Below are 20483 nucleotides of genomic sequence, written 5' to 3'. Positions count from 1 at the left end.
CACAAGGCACGGGGACTATCCCTGATCCACGACGTGACATGCGGAAGGACCTGCCGTGGGCATTCTGATCGGACTTGTGGTGACGCTCGGCTGCGTTCTCGGCGGCTTCATGGCCATGGGCGGCCATCTGCACGTGCTGCTGCAGCCCTGGGAAGCGGTGGTCATCTGTGGCGCGGCCCTCGGCACCTTCCTGGTCGCCAATCCGATGAAGACGGTCAAGGACACCGGCAAGGGCATTCTCGAGGCCTTCAAGCAGGCGGTGCCAAAGGAGCGCGACTACCTCGAGACGCTGGGCGTCCTGCACAGCCTGATGCGCGAACTGCGCTCGAAATCGCGCAGCGAGGTCGAGGCGCATATCGACAATCCGGAGGAGTCGGCCATCTTCCAGGCTTTCCCGACCGTGCTCAAGAACCATGACCTGACGAATTTCATCTGCGACTATTGCCGCATCATCATCATCGGCAATGCCCGCTCGCACGAGATCGAGGCGCTGATGGATGAAGAGATCCAGACGATCCGCAGCGACAAGCTGAAGGCCTATCACGCGATGGTGGCGGTCGGCGACGGCCTGCCGGCGCTGGGCATCGTGGCTGCCGTGCTCGGCGTGGTGAAGGCGATGGGAGCGCTGGACCAGTCGCCCGAGATCCTCGGCGGCCTGATCGGCGCCGCGCTCGTCGGAACCTTCCTCGGCATCTTCCTGTCCTATGCGGTGGTCGGTCCGGTCGCCACCAAGATCAAGACGGTGCGCGAGAAGAAGAACCGCCTCTACATCATCGTCAAGCAGACGCTGCTTGCGTATATGAACGGCGCCTTGCCGCAGGTGGCGATCGAATTCGGTCGCAAGACCATCTCCTCCTATGAGCGTCCGACGATCGATGCCGTCGAGCAGAGCACCATGAACGCCGGCTCCGCCGAGAAGAAGGCGGCCTGAGCATGCTCGATCCGAGACAGGGCCGCCTGCCGCCATGACCAGTCCGGCCAGTCCGTCAGAAACGCGGGCCTTGATCATCGAGCGTCTCGTCGGCGACAGTGGCGAGGCGGCGCAGGTGATCGGCGTCGGCCGCGGCATGGCCGAACGGGCGGTCCCGGTGCTGCAAAAGGCGCTTGCAAGCGAGCTCGGCGCGCCGGTGACCGTCGACCTGCAGGCGGTGGAGGTCGGCCGCGTTCCCGAGGCGCGTTCGCGCGCCGGCGATGCCTTTGCGCTGACCATCGTTTCGTCGCCGACCTCGGCCGACGCCATGACGCTGGTGATGGATGCGCATGCGGTCGCCGTCATGGTGAGCGCGCTGTTCGGCGGCGATCCCGACCAGCCGGTGGCGCCGATCGAGCGCGACCTGTCGCAGATCGAGGCCGATGTCGCGACCACCGTGTTCCAGGAGGTCGCGACGGCGCTCAACGGATCGGGCCGGCGCTCATTGGATTTGCGTCTGCCGGTGCCTCGCGCAACGTCTGGCGGCGAAGCGAGGCGGCGCATCCTGCGCGACGGCGCCGCAGTCCGCATCGTGTTTGGCATCTCCACGCAGACCGATACCGGCATGATCACGGTCATGATCCCACAGCGCATCCTTCTCTCGACGCGTGGCGCAAACGCCAAAGTCGAGGAAGGCGAGAGCAGCGAATTCGACTGGCGTGCCCGTTTCTCGGAAGAGGTGATGCGCTCGACCGTCCGGCTCGAAGCGACGATGCCGCTCGCCCGGCTGACGCTCGGCGACCTCGCCGCGTTCGAGCCCGGCCAGGTGATAGAATTCGAGGAGAATGCGCAGCTCAACGCCAGACTCAGCGCCCGCGACAAGACATTGTTTGTCTGCGAGTTCGGCAAGCTCGGACAGAACTACACCGTCCGCATCAGCCATCCGCACGATGCCGGGCAGGATTTCATCGACGGACTGATGCCGGGCTGACGCCAGGCCCGGTTTTTATGGAGACGACAGATGGCACAAACCAAGGTGGAAGCCGAACCCGACCAGCCCGACGAACAGCTCGACCGCGCCATCGAGGAACTGCGCGGCGTGCTGCGGGAGGAGGAAAAGCGCCCGGACGACGCCTTTCAGTCGGGCGCCAATTCCTCGATCATCATGACCATTCCGGTCGACGTGCAGATCATCCTCGGCAGCACGGAAATGCCGGTCTCGGAGCTGATGGCGCTGCAGAAGGGCTCCACGGTCGCGCTCAACCGCCGTATCGGCGAGCCGGTCGACGTGGTCGTCAACGGCCGCAGAATAGCGCGCGGCGAGATCACCGTGCTGGAAAGCGATCCGACGCGCTTCGGCATCAGGCTCACCGAGATCATCGCCGCGACGAAGAGCGCCTGAGAATGGTCGGCGGGCGGACCAATCGGCAGCGAGGGCAACACGCATGACGACGGCATTGGCGCTGACACGTCCGCAAAAGGCGGCAGCCATACTGGTGGCCATGGGCAAGCCCGCGGCCAGCCGGCTGCTCAAATTCTTCAAGCAGGATGAGCTGAAGGCGCTGATCGAGGGCGCGCGTCTCTTGCGCACCATCCCGCAGGCCGATCTGGAGCGCATCGTCGCCGAGTTCGAGGCCGAGTTCACCGAGGGTGCGGGCCTGCTCGATTCGGCCGACCGGATGGACACGATCCTCAACGAATCGCTGTCGCCCGAAGAGATGAGCGCCATCATGGGCGAGAAGAAGTTCGAGCCGGTCGCGGAAGGGCCCGCGCCGATCTGGCCGGACCTCGAGAAGCTCGAACCGGCAAGGCTCGGCGCCTTCCTTGCGGGCGAGCATCCGCAGACGTCCGCGATGGTGCTTTCGAAGCTGGCGCCGCAGGCCGCCGCCAATGTTCTGCTCACCATGGAAAAGCCGATGCGCAGCCAGATCATCAAGCGCATGGTGACGATGGCCAACATCCCGGACGCGGCATCCAGGATCGTCGAGAACCAGCTGCGCGTGAGCGTGCTGTCGCAGAAGGCCAGCAGGGACACCACGGCCGGGCAGGAACGCGTCGCCAGCATGCTCAACGAGATGGCGAAGCCGGAACTGGACGACCTGATGCAGGACCTGGAGGAAGCCGGCACGCCCGATCTCGCTGGCGTCAAGTCGCGGCTGTTCGCCTTCGACGATCTGCCGCTGCTGCCGCAGAAAGCCCGGGTTCTGCTCTTCGACGGGCTGTCGACCGAACTCGTCACGCTGGCGCTTCGCGGCGCGTCGCCGGAGCTGGCCGAATCGGCACTGTCGGCGATCGGCGCGCGCTCTCGCCGCATGATCGAATCCGAGCTTGGACAGGGATCGGAAGGCATTGCGCTTGCCGACATCATGGCGGCCCGCAAGAGCATATCGAGCGCCGCCATCCGGCTGTCGCGCGAAGGCGCCTTCGAGCTGCCTTCGATGCAGGCAGCCACCGCCGAAGCCGCCTGACGACAGCCACACGGTCAGAGCGTCATGGCGGAAGCGGTCGACAAGGATTCCAAAACCGAGGAAGCCACAGAAAAGAAGATCCGCGACACGATCGAACAGGGCAAGCTGCCCCATTCGCGCGAGACCGCGATCTTTGCGTCCTTCCTCGCCATCCTGGTTTTCGCGGTCTTCTACGCCAAGGATGCGATCGTCGACCTCGGCATGTTCCTGTCGACCTTCCTGGAAAAGCCGGAAGCTTGGCCGATGGACACCGAGACCGACGTCATCTCGCTCTACAGGCAGGTGATGAGCGAGATCGGCCGCGCCGTCGTCAGCCTGCTCGTGCTCCTGACGGTTGCCGGCATCGGCGCTTCGGTTTTCCAGAACCTGCCGCAGATCGTCGGTGAACGGATCAGGCCGCAGCTGTCGCGCATCTCGATCGCCAAGGGCTGGAGCCGGATGTTCGGCGTGCAGGGCTGGGTCGAATTCCTGAAATCGCTGGCAAAGCTTGGCTTCGCGATCGCGGTGCTGAGCTTCACGCTCTCGCAAGATCATCGCAAGCTGCTCGCCGGCATGATCACCAACCCGGTCTCGTTCGGCCTGGTGATACGCGGCATCTTCGTCGACATTTTGGTGGCGATCGTTTTCGTCATGGGCCTGATCGCGGTGGTCGACATCGTATGGTCGCGTTTCCACTGGCGGCGCGACCTGCGCATGACCAAGCAGGAAGTGAAGGACGAGCTGAAGCAGTCGGAAGGCGATCCGATCGTCAAGTCGCGGTTGCGCTCGCTGGCGCGCGACCGGGCGCGCAAGCGCATGATGACGGCGGTCCCGCGCGCGACGCTGGTGATCGCCAACCCGACGCACTATTCGATCGCGCTGAAATATGTGCGCGGGGAGGATTCCGCTCCCATCGTGCTCGCCAAGGGGCAGGATCTGGTGGCGCTCAAGATCCGCGAGATCGCCAGGGAGAACAACATCCCGATCTTCGAGGACGTGACGCTTGCGCGCTCCATGTACAAGCAAGTTTCGGTTGATAGCGTGATCCCGTCGCAATTCTACCAGGCGGTCGCCGAATTGGTGCGGATCGTCTACTCGAAGAAGGCCTCGCGCAAAGCAACCCAATGAACGGACGCCGCTAATCCATGGACCGGCAACCACACGCCAATTCCCGCGAGCTGATCGTCGCCAGCGCCATCGAGCCTGTTGTGGGCGAGTTGAGGCTGATCGACGTTGCCGACTATATCGCCTTCATCCGGCTCGAGCATTTCGCCTGCCTGTCGGACCTGGTGGATTCGGCGGCCGAGCTTTACTTCCGGCCGGGCACATTGCGGCTCGGCCATGGCGGCGAGGCGCATGTCGACTGGAGCGGCAGTCCGCGCATCGTGCTCGATCTCGAGCTGCGGCCGCGCGGCGTGACGGTCTATTTCCAATTGACGCTGACCGAGCGCGGGCCTTCCGTGGTGGTCAACTACGTGTCGTTCGAGAAGCCCGGCGAGACGCCTGAGCACAACACTGCCTTGCTCGAGGACGCCGTGGAGGAGGCCCGCATCCGCAGGACCGAGCCGCTGGCTTTTCCGTAACGATCTGATTGCAGCCGAGCCAATTTCGCTGCGGCACGTTTACAACGCCGCAGGCTCGGTGTTGCTACTCGATCAGGCCGAGCCGCAGCGCCTTGGCGACCGCCTGGTTGCGGTTGACCGCGTTGAGCTTCTGCGTCGACTGGGTGAGGTACTGGTTGGCAGTGTGCACCGAGAGCTTGAGAAGCTTGGCGATCTCTTCGCTGGTGTTGCCGTTGGCGGTCAGCTTCAGGCATTCGAGCTCGCGCTTGGAGATCGAGCGCATCCGGCCGCTGTCGCTGGGGCGGATGCGGGCGACGGCCGCGAAAAGCGCGAAGGAGCGAGCGTGGATCTCGCACAGCGTGTCGTTGGACAACGCCATCTCAGAGCCCAGGAAGACGACCAGCCCGCATTGCCCGCGGTCGGCATGCACGGGAAGGGCGATGCCATTGGTACCAGGCGCCAGCGGAGCAGTCGGCTCGGCCCAGGCGAGCGACTGGAAGATCTGCCGCGATCCGGCGATGCTGTCATCGGCCCACCAGCGCGGCGCCGTCGAGATGCGGCTGTGGCGCACCACATCCTCGCCATTGGCGCCGGAGATGAATTTGGTCGCGACCGCGGTGCTCGGATAGTCGGAATCGAAGCACGCTACGAGACGCGCGCGCTCAGGCGAGGGGCTGACGAAATAAAGGCCGAAGGCCGAGGCGTTGATGTCGACCGCGATCCAGCGGCAACGGCGCACGGCATCCGGAATGGTGGCCGCATGATGCGTCTCCGAGCCCAGCGAGAAGGCGCCGAAGGGATTGCGCTGATCGTTGAAAAGGGCGGCGGCCGCCTCTTTGACCTGTGCGTGCTTCAAATGATGCCGCTCCTGATCGCCGTCGCGATCGCCATCGCGCGGTTCGAGGCCGCGAATTTCTGGATGGCGTGCGTGATGTAGCTGTTGACGGTGTTGGACGAGACGCCGAGGATGACGGCCACCTCGTCGGTGGTCTTGCCTTCCGAAACCCAGAACAGGCATTCGCGCTCGCGGTCCGACAACGGGTCCTGCATGGATGCCGCCGCGATCAACTGCGGAATGCTGGAAAGCGCATAGCAGCATTTGAGCTGCGCCTTCATCAGGGCGGTCAGGTCGATCTTGCCTGCCTCGGCGGCCGAGAACAGCACGAACAGGCGCTGGCGGCCGACATTGAGCCGCAACGAGTAGATTTCGGCATGGCCGAGCACGTCGAGCAGGCGGGCCTCTTCGCCGGTCAGCAATGCGCCGGCGTCGGGCGCGTGCGCCGCCACCAATGGCTTTGGGCGCACCCCGGGCGCCACGGTCAGAGGGCCAAGCGCCAGGTTGGCGATCAGCCTTTTGCCGATCAGCTCTATGGCATCGAAGATCCAGTTCGAGGACACGATGCGCGCGTCGTTGCGGTCCTGGTCATGCACAATGGCGACCAGCATATAGCTGTCGGCGCCGATGTCGGCCGCAAGCTGCATGAAAAAACCGGTGAGATCGCCGCGGGACGTCAGGTGCGGGCCTGAAGCATCGGGTTGGAGAAGCGCGGCGGGACTGCTCATTTCCAATTCTTGGATTCTTGCCGGAATCGATCCTTGTGCCCGGTGCTGGCGAAGCCGGCGGCCGGACCCGAAACACATCACGTTTACGAAGACACACTCACGGACGCGAACGGCGCCCCAACCGCGCCGAATCCCTCCAGGGAACGCGAAACCGTCCGCGTCTGGTGCCGGCCTGGCGCCGGAACTTGAGACTTTGGGTGGTCGCCGCGCCCCCCGTGGACCGGCTGATTCGGGTCTAATCTACCCGCAGATGAATCCGACATCAAATGCGATTTGACAAAATCGAATCCGATGGACTCACGTTGCGACTCAGCAGCCGGTTTTCGCGTTGCTTGGCGGTGGTTCCAAAGCCGAATGAGGCGATGATTTCCCGGCCGGGTCGCAAAAAAAGACGCCCCCGGTTGCATCCGGGGGCGTCTGCCTTTCGGTTCGAATTGCGGTTTAGCGATCTTCGAAGCCGGTCAGCACGCCGACGGCGTTGATGCCGATCTCTTCGACCGCATAGCCGCCTTCCATGACGAACAGCGTCGGCAGGCCGAGCCTGGCGATGCGGTGGCCGATCTTGGGGTAGTCGACGCTCTTCAGCTTGAACTGGCTGATCGGGTCCTTCTCGAAGGTGTCGACGCCGAGCGAGACGATGACGACATCGGGGGCGTAGGCGGTGAGCTTGCCGCAGGCATCCTCCAGCGACGCGCTCCAGCCGTCCCAGTCGGTGCCGAAGGGCATCGGGTAGTTGACGTTGAAACCTTCGCCTTCGCCTTCGCCGCGCTCATCGGCGTGGCCGAGGAAGAAGGGATACTCGACCATTGGGTCGCCATGCAGGTTGAGCACCTGGATGTCGCCGCGGCGATAGAAGATCTCCTGCGTGCCGTTGCCGTGGTGATAGTCGACATCGAGGATCGACACGCGCCTGGCGCCCTGGTCGCGGAACCATTGCGCGACGACGGCGGCGTTGTTGATGAAGCAATAGCCGCCCATGAAGGCAGCACCCGCATGATGGCCGGGCGGGCGGCAAAGCGCGAAGGCGGTGCGCTCGCCGCCCTTGACGAGGGCGGCGGCGGTCAGCGCGACATCATAGGATGACTTGATCGCCGCCCAGGTGCCTTCGACGAAGGTGGCGCCGGCATCGAAGGAATAATAGCCGAGCAGGGCGTCGACGCGCTTCGGCGGAACGTCGCCGCGCAGGCCGCGCGTCGGCCAGGTGAAGCCCATGGCCGAGCCCGTGAAACCGGCGGCGACCCATTCCGGCCAGACCGTCGGCAGGAAATCGATGTAGTGGGCATCATGCACGCGCTTGGCGGCGGCGAAGTCGTGCTCGACGGGTCCGATGATCGGCCCGAGCTTCTCGCTCTCCACCCGCGCCTTGATGAATTCGGCTCGCGACGGTTTCTCGAAACCGGGCACGATGGCCGATGTGACCAGTTCCATCTGGCCTGAATGACCGGCGTGAAGCGGCGAAAAGACAGTCTTCATGGAATTCCCCTGGAAGTACGAAAACAGTTGGAGGTGCGAAATCAGTCGAGGTTGAGATAGGGGGTCACGAGAGCCAGCCACATGGCTTCCACATCGTCCTCTATGAGGTCGAATGTCTTGCGATCCCGCTTCAGTCCGACAAGCCTGCAGGCGTGCCCGACCTCCATCATCACCAGGCCCAGCCGCTTGGCGGTCTTTTCCTCGAGCGCCGGGTTCACATGCTGCAGCCAGGCTGCGTACAGCGCGATGATCTCCTTGTCGTATCCATCCTGGATCGGCCTCAGGTCGGCATTGCCGGATATCGCCTCGATCACCGGCATCAGCGTGACGTTGTCGAGATAGAGCCTGGATGTGTCGATGAAGAGCTTGCGCACTTCGCGCTGAAACTCGTCGCGGTTGGTGGGCTGGGCAACTTTGATACGCTTGGCAATCACCTCGGGAAAGGAAGACAGCCAGCGCCTGCCGAGTTCGAGAAGGATGGCTTCCTTGTTGGGGAAATATTGGTAGACCGAACCGACTGATAGGCCGGCGCGCTGCGCGATGGCGAGCGTCGTCGGGGTCTTGGTTCCTTGCTCGCGGGTCAGGATCAGCGCTGCGTCGAGAATCCTGTCGACCACCTTGCTCGACCGTTGCTGCCGTGGCTGCTTGCGCGGCTCGAGCGCTATTTTGGTCTTGCGGTCGAGACTGCGCTTCACTGCTCGTTGCCCCCATTCCCCGCTCGGCCTCACGCGGTGCAGTCCACTATACATGCCAAATTCCGGCTGTTGACAAACGCGAATAAACAGTCGCATTCTTTATCCACGCTGTCTTCAACGATAACAAGGGGAATTTCGAAGACGGCGCATCGGCATCGACTTTGTCCCACGGCGCCGCCCCGGTGGAGCGGCGGCTCGCAGGACTTCGCGCTGTCGGTCCCTCAGCAAATGTGGAGTCGCGATGTCGGTTGGTGGTGCGGATCTGGTGGTCGTCAACGGTCGAGTGCTGACCATGGACGATGACAATCCTGCCGCCGAGGCTATCGCCGTCAAGGACGGCGTCATCATCGCCATCGGCAGCCGCGCTTCCATCGAAGAACTCAAAGGACCGGCGACAAAAATTGTCGACGCCCAGGGCGGCTCGGTGCTGCCGGGTTTCATCGAGGCGCATATGCATCTGTTCGGCGGCGCGGCCGAGCTCGACAATCTGCATCTGGCGGGCGTGCATGGCTTCGACGCGCTGCGCGACGCGATCCAGGATTTCGCCGCGAAGCGCCCGGACGCCAAGCTGCTGATCGGCGCCGGCGTCGACTACGCGATTCTGCCCGAGCCGGTGACGCGCCACGATCTCGACCGCATCATTCCTGACCGGCCCTTCGTCATGTCGGCATCCGACCACCATACGATGTGGGCGAACACCAAGGCGCTGGAAGAGGCCGGCCTGCTGCATGGCAAGGAGGTCGGCCAAGGCAACGAGATCGTCATGGGCGCGGACGGGCTTGCCGCAGGCGAGCTGCGCGAGAGCGAGGCGTTCGGGCCGGTCCTCGACCACTACGGGGCAAATCGCGCGCGGCTTGGCCTGGAGGGAGTCGAGCCGGATCCTCATCCTTCGCCAAGCGAGCTGGCGGCCGATCGCGATCTGATGCATCGCGGGCTTGAATGGTGCGCCAAGCAAGGCATCACATCGATCCAGAACATGGACGGCAACTTCTACCAGCTCGAGCTGCTGGCCGATCTGGAAAAAGAGGGACGGTTGCTTTGCCGCACCAAAATCCCGTTCCACTTCAAGAACTTCATGAAGCTGGACATGCTGGAAAAAGCCTCGCGGATGGCCGCAACCTACAAGTCCGAGTGGCTGTCCTCCGGCATGGTCAAGGTCTTCTATGACGGCGTGCTGGATTCCTGGACCGCGGTGATGGTCGACGACTATGCCGACCGTCCCGGTTGGCGCGGCGAGCCGCTGTTTTCGCCGCAGCATTTCGCCGAGGTCGCGGTCGAGGCCGATAGGCGCGGGTTGCAGATCGCCGTGCATTCGATCGGCGATGGCGCGGTTCGCGCGGTGCTCGACGGCTATCAGGCGGCGGCGAAGAAGAACGGCAGGCGCGACAGCCGCCACCGCGTCGAGCATATCGAGGTGATCACGGCGCCCGACGTGCCGCGCTTCGCCGAACTTGGCGTTCTGGCTTCGATGCAGCCGGCGCATCCGCCGGGGGCGATGAACTTCCCGCTGGAGCCGACGATCTCGCGCATCGGCCGCGACAAGTGGCCGTCGAGCTATGCCTGGCGCACGCTGAAAAACGCCGGCGCGCGCGTGGTGTTCGCGTCCGACTGGCCAGTTTCTCCGGTCGATCCGATCCTGTCCATCCAGGCGGCAGTCATGCGCAAGCCTTGGGCGGAAGGCATGCCCGACCAGAGCTTCTCGTTGCGAGAAGCGATCCAGGGTTACACCGTCGAGGGCGCCTATGCGGAGTTCATGGAAGATCGCAAAGGTCGCCTGAAGACCGGCTATCTCGCCGACATCGTCGTCTTGTCGGCCGATATCGAGGCGACCGCGCCGGAAGCGCTGCACACGGTGCGCCCGGTCACCACCATCTGTGGCGGCAGGGTCACCTATCAGGCCTGAGGTGCGGCATGGGAATTGCATTTGAAAATCAGGTAGCAGCTCCGCAGTTGCCAAGCCCCACGGCTTATGGTCACAATCAAACAGGAACACACCTCCGGAAAGAGCAGGCTCTCTCAATGGGGTAATCGTGCCGGAACAACCGGGTAAGAACGCGATCGAAGTTCGCGGTGTTCGCAAGGTTTTCGGAACCGGCGAAAACCAGGTAGCCGCCCTCGACACGGTTTCGGTGTCGATCCGCGAAAATGAGTTTTTCACGCTGCTCGGTCCGTCTGGATGCGGAAAGACGACGCTGCTGAGATTGATTGCCGGCTTCGATTTCCCGAGCGCCGGCGAGATCCTGCTGCACGGCCAGGACATCGCGCCGCTGCCACCGTTCAAACGTCCGGTCAACACCGTCTTCCAAAGCTATGCGCTGTTCCCGCACATGACGGTGGCGCAGAATATCGGCTTCGGGCTGGAGATGCTCGGCAAGCCGAAAGCGGAGATCGAGGCCCGCGTCGCCCAGATGCTGAAGCTGGTCAAGATGGAGGCGCTGAAGGCGCGCCGCACCAGCCAGATCTCCGGCGGCCAGCAGCAGCGCGTGGCGCTGGCCCGGGCGCTGGCGCCGCAGCCGAAGGTGCTGCTGCTCGACGAGCCTTTGTCGGCGCTGGACTACAAGCTGCGCAAGGAAATGCAAATCGAGCTGAAGCGGCTGCAGCACGAGACCGGCATCACCTTCATCTTCGTGACCCATGACCAGGAAGAAGCGCTGACCATGTCCGACCGCATCGCGGTGATGTCGGCCGGCAAGATCCTGCAGGTCGGCGCGCCGCGCGACATCTATGACCGGCCGGCCGAACGTTTCGTCGCCGACTTCATCGGCGAGACCAATTTCCTGCCGGGCACGGTGGTATCGAAGCAGGCCGGCGTGGCGACAGTCAAGTTCGCCAGCAACGCGACGATCAGCGCCGGCTATCCGGAAGGCTTCGATCCGACCGGCGAGGTGACGCTGGTGGTTCGTCCCGAGCATGCCGATCTGGTCCCCGATCCGGCCAAGGGCACGATCGCCGGCACGCTCTCCAACATCGTCTATTTCGGCACCGACACGCACTACCACGTCAAGCTCGATGGCGGCGGCGAGAATTTCATCGTGCGCCACCAGAACAGCCGTTCGAGCGCGGTGACCTACGAGACCGGCGTCAAGGTCGGCATCCAGTTCGAGGAGGACGCCGCCCGCGTCCTGAAAGACTGATGACGACAGCTGCTCTCTCCTCAGGCCCGCCCTCCAAGGCCGCGTTGTTCGAAGCCAAGGCGGTGAAGACCAGCGCGCGACGCAACCGACTCCTGTCGCTGCCGGCGCTGATCATCATCGGCATTTTCGGCGTGCTGCCGCTGATCATCATCTGCGTCTATTCGTTCCTCGTCGCCGCGCCTTATGGCGGCGTGCAGTGGCAGTTCTCGACCGACGCCTATCTGAACTTCCTGTTCCAGCGCGACATTTTCGACGACACGCTGCAATTCACGCCGGACTTCCTGATCATCTATCTGCGTTCGTTCCTGTTCGCGGCGGTGACGACTGTCATCTGCCTGCTGCTCGGTTTTCCGACCGCCTATTTCATGGCGACGCGGCCGCCGGCGCAGCGCAATTGGTGGGTGCTTCTGATCACCATCCCATTCTGGTCGAACCTTCTGGTCCGCACGCTGGCGATCATGTTCATCATCCGTGACGAGGGCCTGATCAACAACGCGCTGATCGGGCTGGGGGTGATCGATAAGCCGATCACCATGCTCTACACCAACTTCGCCATCCAGCTCGGCCTGCTCTACGCGTTCCTGCCGTTCATGGTGCTGCCGCTCTATTCGAGCCTCGAGAAGCTCGACTTCCGGCTTATCGAAGCGGCCTACGATCTTTATGCGACGCGCCGGCAAGTGCTGTGGCGGGTGATCATTCCGCTGTCCAAGCCCGGCATCATCGCCGGATGCCTGCTCGTCTTCATCCCGGCCCTCGGCGCCTATGTGACGCCACTCATCCTCGGCGGCGGCATCCACCTGATGATCGGCGACCTGATCGCCCAGCAATTCGGCTCGGGGCGCAACTGGCCGCTCGGCTGCGCGCAGGCGCTGATCCTGATGGCCGCCGTGCTGGTTGCGCTTTACTTCTATGTCCGCAACACGTCGGGCAAGGTGCAGCATGGCTGAGCCCCGCGTCATGGATATCAAGGACCAGCCGGGGTTCCGATCGATCGCCATCATCTGCCTGCTGGTGCTCTATGTGCCGGTGCTTATCCTGATGATCTTCTCGCTGAACAGCGGCTCACTGGTCACGCATTGGGAAGGCGTCACGCTCGGCTGGTACGGCAGCGCCTTCCTCAACGAGGAATTCCATGCCGCGGCCAAGAACACGCTGATCATCTCGGTGACCGCGACGATCGTCTCGACGATCTGCGCGACGCTGGCGGCGATCGGAATGACCCGGGTGAAGCCGTGGCGTGGGCTGGCGGCGGCATTCATGGTTATCAACCTGCCGCTGATGGTGCCCGAGATCATCACGGCGGTTGCGACGCTCTCCTTCTTCGCGCTGATCGCCGGTGCGTTCAGGCTGAATTTCGGCATCGGCAATCTGATCCTCGCCCACACCGTGTTCTGCATCCCCTTCGCCTATATGCCGATCCGGGCGCGGCTGGAGGACATGGACCTGACGCTGGAATATGCCGCAGCCGATCTTTACGCGACGCCGTGGAACGCCTTCAGGCGCATTACGCTGCCGCTCTTGGTTCCCGGCGTTATGTCGGGCGCTGCGCTCGCCTTCATCGTCTCCTTCGACGATTTTACCATCACGCAGCTCGTCGCAGGTCCCGGCCAGACGACACTGCCCCTCTATATATGGAACCAGATCCGGCGGCCGATGACGCCCGAGATCAACGCCATCTCCACCATCCTGCTTATGGTGTCGATCCTGTTCGTCTCGGTCTCTTTCCTGATTGCGCGCCGACGCGCCAAATGAGCTCCAACACACAACAATGGGAAGGCAAGGAGAACATAAAATGTCTGGAAAACTGATGGCGGCCGTTTCCGCGGCAGTGCTTTTATGGGCAGTGCCGGCGCTCGCCGACGGCGAACTGCACATCTACAATTGGGGTGACTACACCAATCCGAAGCTGATCGAGAAGTTCGAGAAGCAGTACAACATCAAGGTGACGCTGGACGATTACGACTCAAACGAAACCATGCTGTCCAAGGTGCGCGCCGGCAATTCCGGCTACGACATCGTGGTGCCGTCGGACTACACCGTGAAGATCATGATCGAAGAGGGCCTGCTCGAAAAGACCGAGCCCAACGCGATGCCGAACGGCAAGAACCTCGACCCGCGCTTTGTCGACATCTACTGGGACAAGGGGCGCCACTACACCGCGCCGTGGCAGTTCGGCACGACAACGTTCTCGGTCAATACCGACAAGTTCAAGGGCGACATCGACACGTTGGCCATCCTGTTCAACCCGCCGGATGAGCTCAAGGGCCAGATCAACGTCCTCGACGACGTCAACACCGTCATGCATGCGGCGGAGCGTTATGCCGGCGTGCCGCGCTGCGGCGCCGACAAGGCCAATCTGAAGAAGGTCAACGACATCCTGGTGGCTGCCAAGCCGTCGTGGAAGACGTTCAGCTACGACACCATCACCAAGATCACCTCGGGCGACGTGATCGTCACCGAGCAATGGAATGGCGCGGCCTATCGTTCGCGCCAGAAGATCCCGGCAATCAAATATGCCTATCCGAAGGAAGGCATCGAAGGCTGGATGGACAATGTCGCGGTGCTGAAGGGCGCCAAGAACCTGGAGAACGCCAAGCTATTCCAGGACTTCGTCATGGCGCCTGAGAACGCGGCGCTGATCTCGGACTTCGCCGGCTACGACAACGGCATTGCCGGCAGCCACAAATTCCTGCCGCCGGAGTTCGCCAACTCACCGGAACTTAATCCGCCGGCCGGCGCCCCGACGCCGGAATTCGTGCCGCCATGCCCGCCGGAAGTGGTGGAGATCTATAACAAGATCTGGACCAACCTGCGCAAGTAATTTTGCAGGTGGGCATGAAAGGAGGGGAGGCTCCGGCCTCCCTTTCTTGTGACTGTGCATGTCGTTCGCCCAAACCGGCGCACGCATTTGGGTGACATGCATCGAGGAGGAAATCTTGTCGTCTTACCGCAACTCCGATCCGCGGCCGCCGATTATGCAGGGCTCGCCGCCCAAGCTGTTGTCGCCGAAGCTCGATTGGGACCGGCCCCCCTGGAATCGCTGGGCCTTTCAGCACATCCGCGAATTCCTGCCGACGGTCGAGGTGTGGCGCGGCAGCGGCCACCGCCGTCGCCTGGAGCGCGCGGAGGTGGACCTCGACGAATTGCCGGTGGTCGATAGCAACGGAGCGCCGACGACGCTCGCGGGCTTGCTGGACGAAACCTTTACCGACGGCTTCCTGGTGCTGAAGAACGGCAAGGTCGCCTATGAGCGCTATTTCAACGGCATGGACGAGCGCACGCTGCATCTGTCGCAGTCGATGGCGAAATCGGTCACGGGTTCGGTGTGCGGCATACTGGTCGGGCGCGGCCTGATCGATCCGGCGAAGCTCGTCACCGACTATCTACCGGAACTCGCCGAAACCGGCTGGGCCGGGGCCACCGTGCAGCATGTGCTCGACATGACGACGGGCGTGCGCTTTTCCGAGGAATACACCGATCGCTATTCCGAGATCGGCCAGGTCGATGTCGCAACCGGCTGGAAGCCGGTCCCACCGGGCGGCGATCCGGAGTTCGCGTGGCCCTCGCACATGTTCGAGCTGATCCTGCGGCTGAAGGACCAGGTGCGCCCGCATGGCGAGGCGTTCGAGTACCGCTCGATCGAGACCGACGTGCTCGCCTTCGTCATGGAGCGGGTGAGCGGCAAGCGCCTGGCGCAGCTCGTCTCGGAGGAGCTCTGGCAGAAACTCGGCGCCGACGAGAGCGCCTGCTTCACTGTCGACAGCGCCGGCTATGCGCTGGCCGATGGCGGCTTCAACGCGACGCTGCGCGACTATGGCCGCTTCGGGCAATTGATCCTCGACAATGGCGGCGGGGTGATCCCGGCCGACTGGATCGAGGCGACGCGCAGCGGCAGGCATGGCCCGAATTTCAGCCCTAGCCTTCCGGACGGGAGCTACCGCAACCAGTTCTGGATCGAGGATTCACACTCGCGCTCGCTGATGTGCCGCGGCGTGTTCGGCCAATTGATCCATATGAGCTGGGAACACAGGATGGTCGTGGTGAAGCTTTCGACCTATCCGGATTTCACCAACAAAGCCTATTCCGTGGCGACGCTGAAGGCCGTCCATGCCATAGCCGCGGCGCTGGCCTGAAAACCCCCAACATAGCAGCCGCGAGAGCATCATGACCGGCAAAACCGCGTTCGAGACACAGTATGGCTTTGCCCGCAAGGACGTGCGGCTTGAGACCTGGCGGCTTTCGCCGTTCAACCGATGGTCGTTCCAGAATGTCGGCGAACTGGTGCCGAGCGCGCATGTCGCGGCGGCGCCCGGCGGCGAGGAGCAGGCAAAATCGGTCGGCACGTTGCTCGAAGAGAAGGTTTCGTTCGCCGGCGGCAGCGAAACCGTCGGGAACTTCTTGAAGCGCTCCGATACGGACGGGCTGACGATCCTGAGGGGCGGCAAGCTGGTCGGCGACTGGTCGGCGCCGCATATGCCGTTCGGAGCGCGTCACATCATCTTTTCGATCAGCAAGTCGGTGACCGCCATTCTTGTCGGCATATTGGAAGGCGAGGGGCTGTTCGATCCCAACGCACCCGTGACGCACTACATCCCGGAGGCCAAGGGCTCCGCCTATGGCGATGCGAGCGTGCGCAACGTGCTCGACATGACGGTCAGCCTCGATTTCGAGGAAGCCTATCTCGATCCGGAAAGCGCGTTTGCCCGTTATCGCCGTTCGACCTTGTGGAATCCGGGCGGCGGGTCGGAAAGCCTCGCGGCATTCCTGCTGACGCTGCAGCGTCTCGTTGAGCCGCACGGGCAGACCTATCGCTACCGCTCGCCCAATTCAGACATGCTTGGCATCCTGGTGGAGCGGGCATCAGGCAAGCGTGTCAGCCAATTGCTCAGCGAAAAGCTGTGGCTGCCGCTGGGCGCCGCAAGCGAAATGTCTGTGACGGTCGACATGGAAGGCACGGCGCGCACCGCCGGCGGCATGTCGATGACGCCACGCGATCTTGCCCGTATCGGCGAGATGATGCGGCAGGGCGGCACGGCCAACGGCCGCCGCATCGTCCCGGAAGCCTGGGTGCGCGACACGGTCGCCACCGGCGGCAGCTTTGAGGCCTGGCAGCGCGGCACGATGGCGTTCCTGTTCCCAAAGGGGCGCTACCGCAACAAATGGTACCAGACCGGCCATGACAGCGGCGCCTTCTGCGGCATCGGTATCCACGGCCAGTGGCTTTACGTCAATCCGAAGACGGAAGTGGTCATCGCCAAGATGTCGTCGCAGCCGGAACCTGTCGATGATCGGCTCGACCTCGACCTCGTCAGCTTCTTCGAGGCGCTGAGCACGATGGTCTGAACCGTTCGGCGGGTCGCATTCATAGCTGTTTCCTGTGGACCTCCAGGGGTAGTTGAAAACGGCGTGGTTGGCGCGGCCGGCATCCCGGCCTATGGTCGCCGCTCTTTTCGACAGGAACGAGCATGGCATCGGACATCAAGCGCATCGCAGCAATCATCGCGGCCGAGATCGGCGCACGGCCGGAACAGGCCGCGGCGGCGATCGGGCTGCTCGACGAGGGCGCCACGGTGCCTTTCGTGGCGCGTTACCGCAAGGAAGTCACCGGCGGGCTCGACGACACGCAGTTGCGCGATCTTTCCGAGCGGCTCGCCTATCTGCGCGAGCTCGACGCGCGGCGCGAGACGATCGTCAGCTCCATCCGCGAGCAGGGCAAGCTGACCGAGGAGTTGGAGGCCAAGATCGCCGCGGCCGCCACCAAGGCCGAGCTTGAGGATATCTACCTGCCCTACAAGCCGAAGCGGCGCACCAAGGCCGAGATCGCCAGGGAACGCGGGCTCGGGCCGCTCGCCGAAGCCATCCTCGCCGACCGCTCCAAAATTCCGGCCGAGCTTGCGCTCGCCTATGTCACGGAAGAGGTGGCCGACGCCAAGGCGGCGCTTGAAGGCGCGCGCGACATCCTGTCCGAGCAGTTCGCCGAGAATGCCGATCTGGTCGGCAAGCTGCGCGCCTATATGAAGGAACGCGCCTTCCTGCGCGCAAAAGTCGTCGACGGAAAGCAGGAGGCCGGCGCGAAATTTTCCGACTATTTCGACCATGTCGAGCGCTGGTCGGGCGTGCCCAGCCACCGTGCGCTCGCCATGCTGCGTGGCCGCAACGAAGAGGTGCTGTCGCTCGACATCGAGGTCGATGCCGACGACGCCTCGCCGGTGAAACCGGTCGAGCGCATGATCGCCAATGCCTATGCCATCGGCGGCACGCTGCCCGGTGACAAATGGCTGATGGAGGTCGCCGGCTGGACGTGGCGGATAAAACTGTCGCTGCATCTGACGCTCGACCTGATGCGCGACTTGCGTGAACGGGCCGAGGAAGAGGCGATCCACGTCTTCGCCCGCAATCTCAAGGACCTGCTGCTCGCCGCTCCCGCCGGCTCGCGGCCGACGATGGGTCTCGACCCCGGCATCCGCACCGGCGTCAAGGTGGCGGTGGTCGACGGCACCGGCAAGCTGGTGGCGACCACGACGGTCTATCCCTTCCCGCCGAGGAACGACATTCGCGGCACGCAGGCCGAGCTTGCGGCGCTCATCCGCCAGCACAAGGTCGAGCTGATCTCGATCGGCAACGGCACCGGCAGCCGTGAGACAGAGAAGCTTGTTGCCGACATGCTGTCGGACCTGCCGGCTGGCGCCGGGCCGAAGCCGCTCAAGGTGATCGTCAGCGAAGCGGGTGCTTCCGTCTATTCCGCGTCGGCCACGGCAGCAGCGGAGTTCCCGGGCCTCGATGTCTCGCTGCGCGGCGCGGTGTCGATCGCCAGGCGCCTGCAGGATCCGCTGGCCGAGCTGGTCAAGATCGAGCCGAAGTCGATCGGCGTCGGCCAGTACCAGCACGATGTCGACCAGTACCGGCTCGGCCGCTCGCTCGAAGCGGTGGTCGAGGATGCGGTGAACGCCGTCGGCGTCGACCTCAACACGGCGTCGGCGCCGCTTTTGGCGCGCGTGTCGGGATTGGGGCCGTCGCTGGCCGAGGCGATCGTTGCGCATCGCGATGCGGCCGGGCCGTTTGCCAGTCGCAAGGATCTGCTCAAGGTGGCGCGGCTCGGGCCGCGCGCCTTCGAGCAAAGCGCCGGCTTCCTGCGCATTCCGAATGGCGCGGAGCCGCTCGATGCGTCCTCGGTGCACCCGGAAGCCTATGGCGTGGCAAAGAAGATCGTTGCCGCTTGCGGCCGCGACGTGCGCGCGCTGCTAGGTGACAGTGCCGCGCTCAAGGCGCTGGATCCACGCGTCTTCGTCGATGAGCGCTTCGGCCTGCCGACGGTGCGCGACATCATCGCCGAATTGGAAAAGCCCGGACGCGATCCGCGCCCCGGCTTCAAGACCGCGACTTTTGCCGAGGGCGTCGACGACATTAAGGATTTGAAGCCAGGCATGCTGCTCGAAGGCACCGTCACCAATGTCGCGGCCTTCGGCGCCTTCGTCGACATCGGCGTGCACCAGGACGGGCTGGTGCATGTCTCGCAACTCGCCGACCGCTTCATCAAGGACGCGCATGAGGTGGTAAAAGCCGGCGACGTGGTGAAGGTGCGGGTCGTCGATGTCGACATCAAACGCAAGCGCATCGGGCTGTCGATGCGCAAGGATGGCGGCGAAGGCGGCGCGCTGCGTGGCGGCCAGCGCGATCACGGCGGCGGCAAGCCCGCCCCGCGCTCGCCGGCGCCGCAGCGCCAGCCGGAAAAGCCTTCGCAGGGCGCGTTCGGCGCGGCGCTCGCCGAGGCGATGAAGCGGAAGTAGCTACCAGGCGAGGACAGCCGGCTCCTTGCCGATCTGGGCCAGCAGCCAGTCGCGAAAGCTGGCAACCGGCGGATGTCCTCGCTTGTCATTCGGCACGACCAGATAATAGGCGCTGCGGCTCTGCATCGGTTGGCCGGGCGCCGGCAGCAACTGGCCGCGCTGCAATTCGCCTGAGATCAGGATTTCCGGCAGCAGCGCCACGCCAAGGCCGGCCATGCAGGCCTGCGCAACCGTTCCGAACTGCTCGAACTGCATGCCGGGCCCGGTCGGCGCCTCGAGCCCCTGGTGTTCGAACCATTCACTCCACGCGCCGGGGCGGGTCGCCATATGCAGCAGCGGCAGGCGGCTGATGTCGGCCGGGGTGGCGATGTCGCGGGTGGCGAGAAATCCGGGCGAGACCACCGGCATCACGGTCTCGCGCATCAGAAGCGTGCAGTCAGCGTCCGGCCAGTCGGGCATGCCGTGATGAATGGCGGCGTCGAGCCGTTCGCGGGCGAAGTCGAACCGTCCGATGCGGGTGGCGAAGTTGATGGTGATATCGGGGTGGCGCGTTACGAAATCCGGGATCAGCGGCATCAGCCAGCGCGTGCCGAAGGTCGGCAGGATGGCAAGGTTCAAGGCGCCGTTATGCCGATTGCTCATCAATCCGAGTGCTGCGTCGCGCAACTGGCCAAGTGCGGAGCGCACCGCTTCGGCATAGATTTCGCCCGCCGCGGATAAGCGGACATTGCGGCTGTCGCGCTCGAATAGCCGCCGGCCGAACTGTTCTTCCAACAGGTTGATCTGCCGGCTGACGGCGCCCTGAGTCAAATCGAGCTCGCGCGCGGCGGCGGTGAAGGAGCCAAGCCGCGCCACCGCCTCGAAGGCGGCAAGCGCGGGGGTGTTCGGCAAGAGGCGGCGCTGAACGTTCAT

The 20483-nt window shown here is 63.9% G+C and carries 19 protein-coding genes; 14 read left to right on the top strand and 5 right to left on the bottom strand.

The annotated features are described in order from the left end of the window. Positions 1–55 precede the first annotated feature (55 nt). The 6 genes from motA to EJ068_RS06870 are packed head-to-tail and all read left to right on the top strand — an operon-like array spanning position 56 to position 4940. Positions 56–931, top strand: coding sequence for a flagellar motor stator protein MotA (gene motA / locus EJ068_RS06895; protein ID WP_042640459.1), 876 nt, complete (start codon positions 56–58; stop codon positions 929–931). Between the two features lie 34 nt (positions 932–965). Then, positions 966–1901 carry a FliM/FliN family flagellar motor switch protein gene (locus EJ068_RS06890; protein ID WP_126081533.1) on the top strand — a complete coding sequence of 312 codons (936 nt, stop codon included), beginning with the start codon at positions 966–968 and terminating at the stop codon, positions 1899–1901. Between the two features lie 30 nt (positions 1902–1931). Next, on the top strand, positions 1932–2312 hold the full coding sequence (gene fliN, locus EJ068_RS06885; protein ID WP_126081534.1) for a flagellar motor switch protein FliN: 381 nt from the start codon (positions 1932–1934) through the stop codon (positions 2310–2312). A gap of 43 nt (positions 2313–2355) precedes the next feature. Further along, positions 2356–3378 (top strand): flagellar motor switch protein FliG, encoded by a 1023-nt coding sequence (locus EJ068_RS06880; RefSeq protein ID WP_127252127.1) that lies wholly within the window; start codon positions 2356–2358, stop codon positions 3376–3378. Positions 3379–3402: 24 nt separating this feature from the next. After that, positions 3403–4485, top strand: coding sequence for a flagellar biosynthesis protein FlhB (gene flhB / locus EJ068_RS06875; RefSeq protein WP_126081536.1), 1083 nt, complete (start codon positions 3403–3405; stop codon positions 4483–4485). A gap of 17 nt (positions 4486–4502) precedes the next feature. After that, the gene (locus EJ068_RS06870; protein WP_042640450.1) at positions 4503–4940 is read left to right on the top strand and encodes a hypothetical protein; all 438 of its coding nucleotides are present in this window, start codon (positions 4503–4505) and stop codon (positions 4938–4940) included. A 64-nt stretch (positions 4941–5004) separates the two neighbouring features. Here the strand turns inward: EJ068_RS06870 and EJ068_RS06865 are convergent, their stop codons facing one another. The 4 genes from EJ068_RS06865 to EJ068_RS06850 form a co-directional block, all read right to left on the bottom strand. Next, entirely contained in the window at positions 5005–5775 is a 771-nt protein-coding gene (locus EJ068_RS06865; RefSeq protein WP_127252128.1) for a helix-turn-helix transcriptional regulator, read from the bottom strand. Beyond that, entirely contained in the window at positions 5772–6482 is a 711-nt protein-coding gene (locus tag EJ068_RS06860; protein ID WP_126059636.1) for a helix-turn-helix transcriptional regulator, read from the bottom strand. Before EJ068_RS06860 ends, EJ068_RS06865 begins: the two co-directional genes overlap by 4 nt. Before the next feature lie 441 nt (positions 6483–6923). Further along, a complete protein-coding gene (locus EJ068_RS06855) occupies positions 6924–7955 on the bottom strand; it encodes a histone deacetylase family protein (protein WP_127252129.1) in 1032 nt (343 codons plus the stop codon). Positions 7956–7996: 41 nt separating this feature from the next. Beyond that, positions 7997–8650, bottom strand: coding sequence for a TetR/AcrR family transcriptional regulator (locus tag EJ068_RS06850; RefSeq protein ID WP_126081538.1), 654 nt, complete (start codon positions 8648–8650; stop codon positions 7997–7999). A gap of 241 nt (positions 8651–8891) precedes the next feature. Here EJ068_RS06850 and EJ068_RS06845 point away from each other — a divergent pair, with 241 nt between their 5' ends. The 8 genes from EJ068_RS06845 (at position 8892) to EJ068_RS06810 (ending at position 19571) form a co-directional block, all read left to right on the top strand. Further along, complete coding sequence (locus tag EJ068_RS06845) at positions 8892–10553, top strand: amidohydrolase (protein WP_127252130.1); 1662 nt, start codon at positions 8892–8894, stop codon at positions 10551–10553. A 127-nt stretch (positions 10554–10680) separates the two neighbouring features. Further along, the gene (locus EJ068_RS06840) at positions 10681–11784 is read left to right on the top strand and encodes an ABC transporter ATP-binding protein (protein ID WP_127252131.1); all 1104 of its coding nucleotides are present in this window, start codon (positions 10681–10683) and stop codon (positions 11782–11784) included. Beyond that, positions 11784–12731, top strand: coding sequence for an ABC transporter permease (locus EJ068_RS06835; protein ID WP_127252132.1), 948 nt, complete (start codon positions 11784–11786; stop codon positions 12729–12731). The genes EJ068_RS06840 and EJ068_RS06835 overlap by 1 nt, the downstream gene beginning before the upstream one ends. Next, positions 12724–13536, top strand: a complete 813-nt coding sequence (locus EJ068_RS06830; RefSeq protein ID WP_127252133.1) for an ABC transporter permease — start codon at positions 12724–12726, stop codon at positions 13534–13536. Before EJ068_RS06835 ends, EJ068_RS06830 begins: the two co-directional genes overlap by 8 nt. Positions 13537–13576: 40 nt before the next feature. Further along, on the top strand, positions 13577–14605 hold the full coding sequence (locus EJ068_RS06825; protein ID WP_189341978.1) for an extracellular solute-binding protein: 1029 nt from the start codon (positions 13577–13579) through the stop codon (positions 14603–14605). Positions 14606–14720: 115 nt separating this feature from the next. Continuing rightward, positions 14721–15917 (top strand): serine hydrolase, encoded by a 1197-nt coding sequence (locus tag EJ068_RS06820; protein ID WP_128298098.1) that lies wholly within the window; start codon positions 14721–14723, stop codon positions 15915–15917. A 31-nt stretch (positions 15918–15948) separates the two neighbouring features. Then, the gene (locus EJ068_RS06815; RefSeq protein ID WP_127251399.1) at positions 15949–17127 is read left to right on the top strand and encodes a serine hydrolase; all 1179 of its coding nucleotides are present in this window, start codon (positions 15949–15951) and stop codon (positions 17125–17127) included. Between the two features lie 122 nt (positions 17128–17249). Then, positions 17250–19571, top strand: a complete 2322-nt coding sequence (locus tag EJ068_RS06810; protein WP_127251398.1) for a Tex family protein — start codon at positions 17250–17252, stop codon at positions 19569–19571. On the opposite strand, the gene EJ068_RS06805 is transcribed toward EJ068_RS06810, so the two are convergent. Continuing rightward, complete coding sequence (locus tag EJ068_RS06805) at positions 19572–20483, bottom strand: LysR family transcriptional regulator (RefSeq protein ID WP_127251397.1); 912 nt, start codon at positions 20481–20483, stop codon at positions 19572–19574. It abuts the gene before it with no gap.

The sequence above is a fragment of the Mesorhizobium sp. M2A.F.Ca.ET.043.02.1.1 genome (assembly GCF_003952405.1).
GTDB lineage: Bacteria > Pseudomonadota > Alphaproteobacteria > Rhizobiales > Rhizobiaceae > Mesorhizobium.
Note: the sequence above shows the minus strand (reverse complement) of the source record. Positions and strands in the feature narration are given on the sequence as shown.

Bases quoted from the DNA above. Each gene is read 5' to 3' on its own strand.
- EJ068_RS06860 (WP_126059636.1), bottom strand. From the start codon at position 6,482: ATGAGCAGTCCCGCCGCGCTTCTCCAACCCGATGCTTCAGGCCCGCAC.
- EJ068_RS06810 (WP_127251398.1), top strand. From the start codon at position 17,250: ATGGCATCGGACATCAAGCGCATCGCAGCAATCATCGCGGCCGAGATC.
- EJ068_RS06835 (WP_127252132.1), top strand. From the start codon at position 11,784: ATGACGACAGCTGCTCTCTCCTCAGGCCCGCCCTCCAAGGCCGCGTTG.
- EJ068_RS06890 (WP_126081533.1), top strand. From the start codon at position 966: ATGACCAGTCCGGCCAGTCCGTCAGAAACGCGGGCCTTGATCATCGAG.
- EJ068_RS06880 (WP_127252127.1), top strand. From the start codon at position 2,356: ATGACGACGGCATTGGCGCTGACACGTCCGCAAAAGGCGGCAGCCATA.
- EJ068_RS06855 (WP_127252129.1), bottom strand. From the start codon at position 7,955: ATGAAGACTGTCTTTTCGCCGCTTCACGCCGGTCATTCAGGCCAGATG.
- EJ068_RS06815 (WP_127251399.1), top strand. From the start codon at position 15,949: ATGACCGGCAAAACCGCGTTCGAGACACAGTATGGCTTTGCCCGCAAG.
- EJ068_RS06870 (WP_042640450.1), top strand. From the start codon at position 4,503: ATGGACCGGCAACCACACGCCAATTCCCGCGAGCTGATCGTCGCCAGC.
- EJ068_RS06830 (WP_127252133.1), top strand. From the start codon at position 12,724: ATGGCTGAGCCCCGCGTCATGGATATCAAGGACCAGCCGGGGTTCCGA.
- EJ068_RS06805 (WP_127251397.1), bottom strand. From the start codon at position 20,483: ATGAACGTTCAGCGCCGCCTCTTGCCGAACACCCCCGCGCTTGCCGCC.
- flhB (WP_126081536.1), top strand. From the start codon at position 3,403: ATGGCGGAAGCGGTCGACAAGGATTCCAAAACCGAGGAAGCCACAGAA.
- fliN (WP_126081534.1), top strand. From the start codon at position 1,932: ATGGCACAAACCAAGGTGGAAGCCGAACCCGACCAGCCCGACGAACAG.
- EJ068_RS06825 (WP_189341978.1), top strand. From the start codon at position 13,577: ATGTCTGGAAAACTGATGGCGGCCGTTTCCGCGGCAGTGCTTTTATGG.
- EJ068_RS06845 (WP_127252130.1), top strand. From the start codon at position 8,892: ATGTCGGTTGGTGGTGCGGATCTGGTGGTCGTCAACGGTCGAGTGCTG.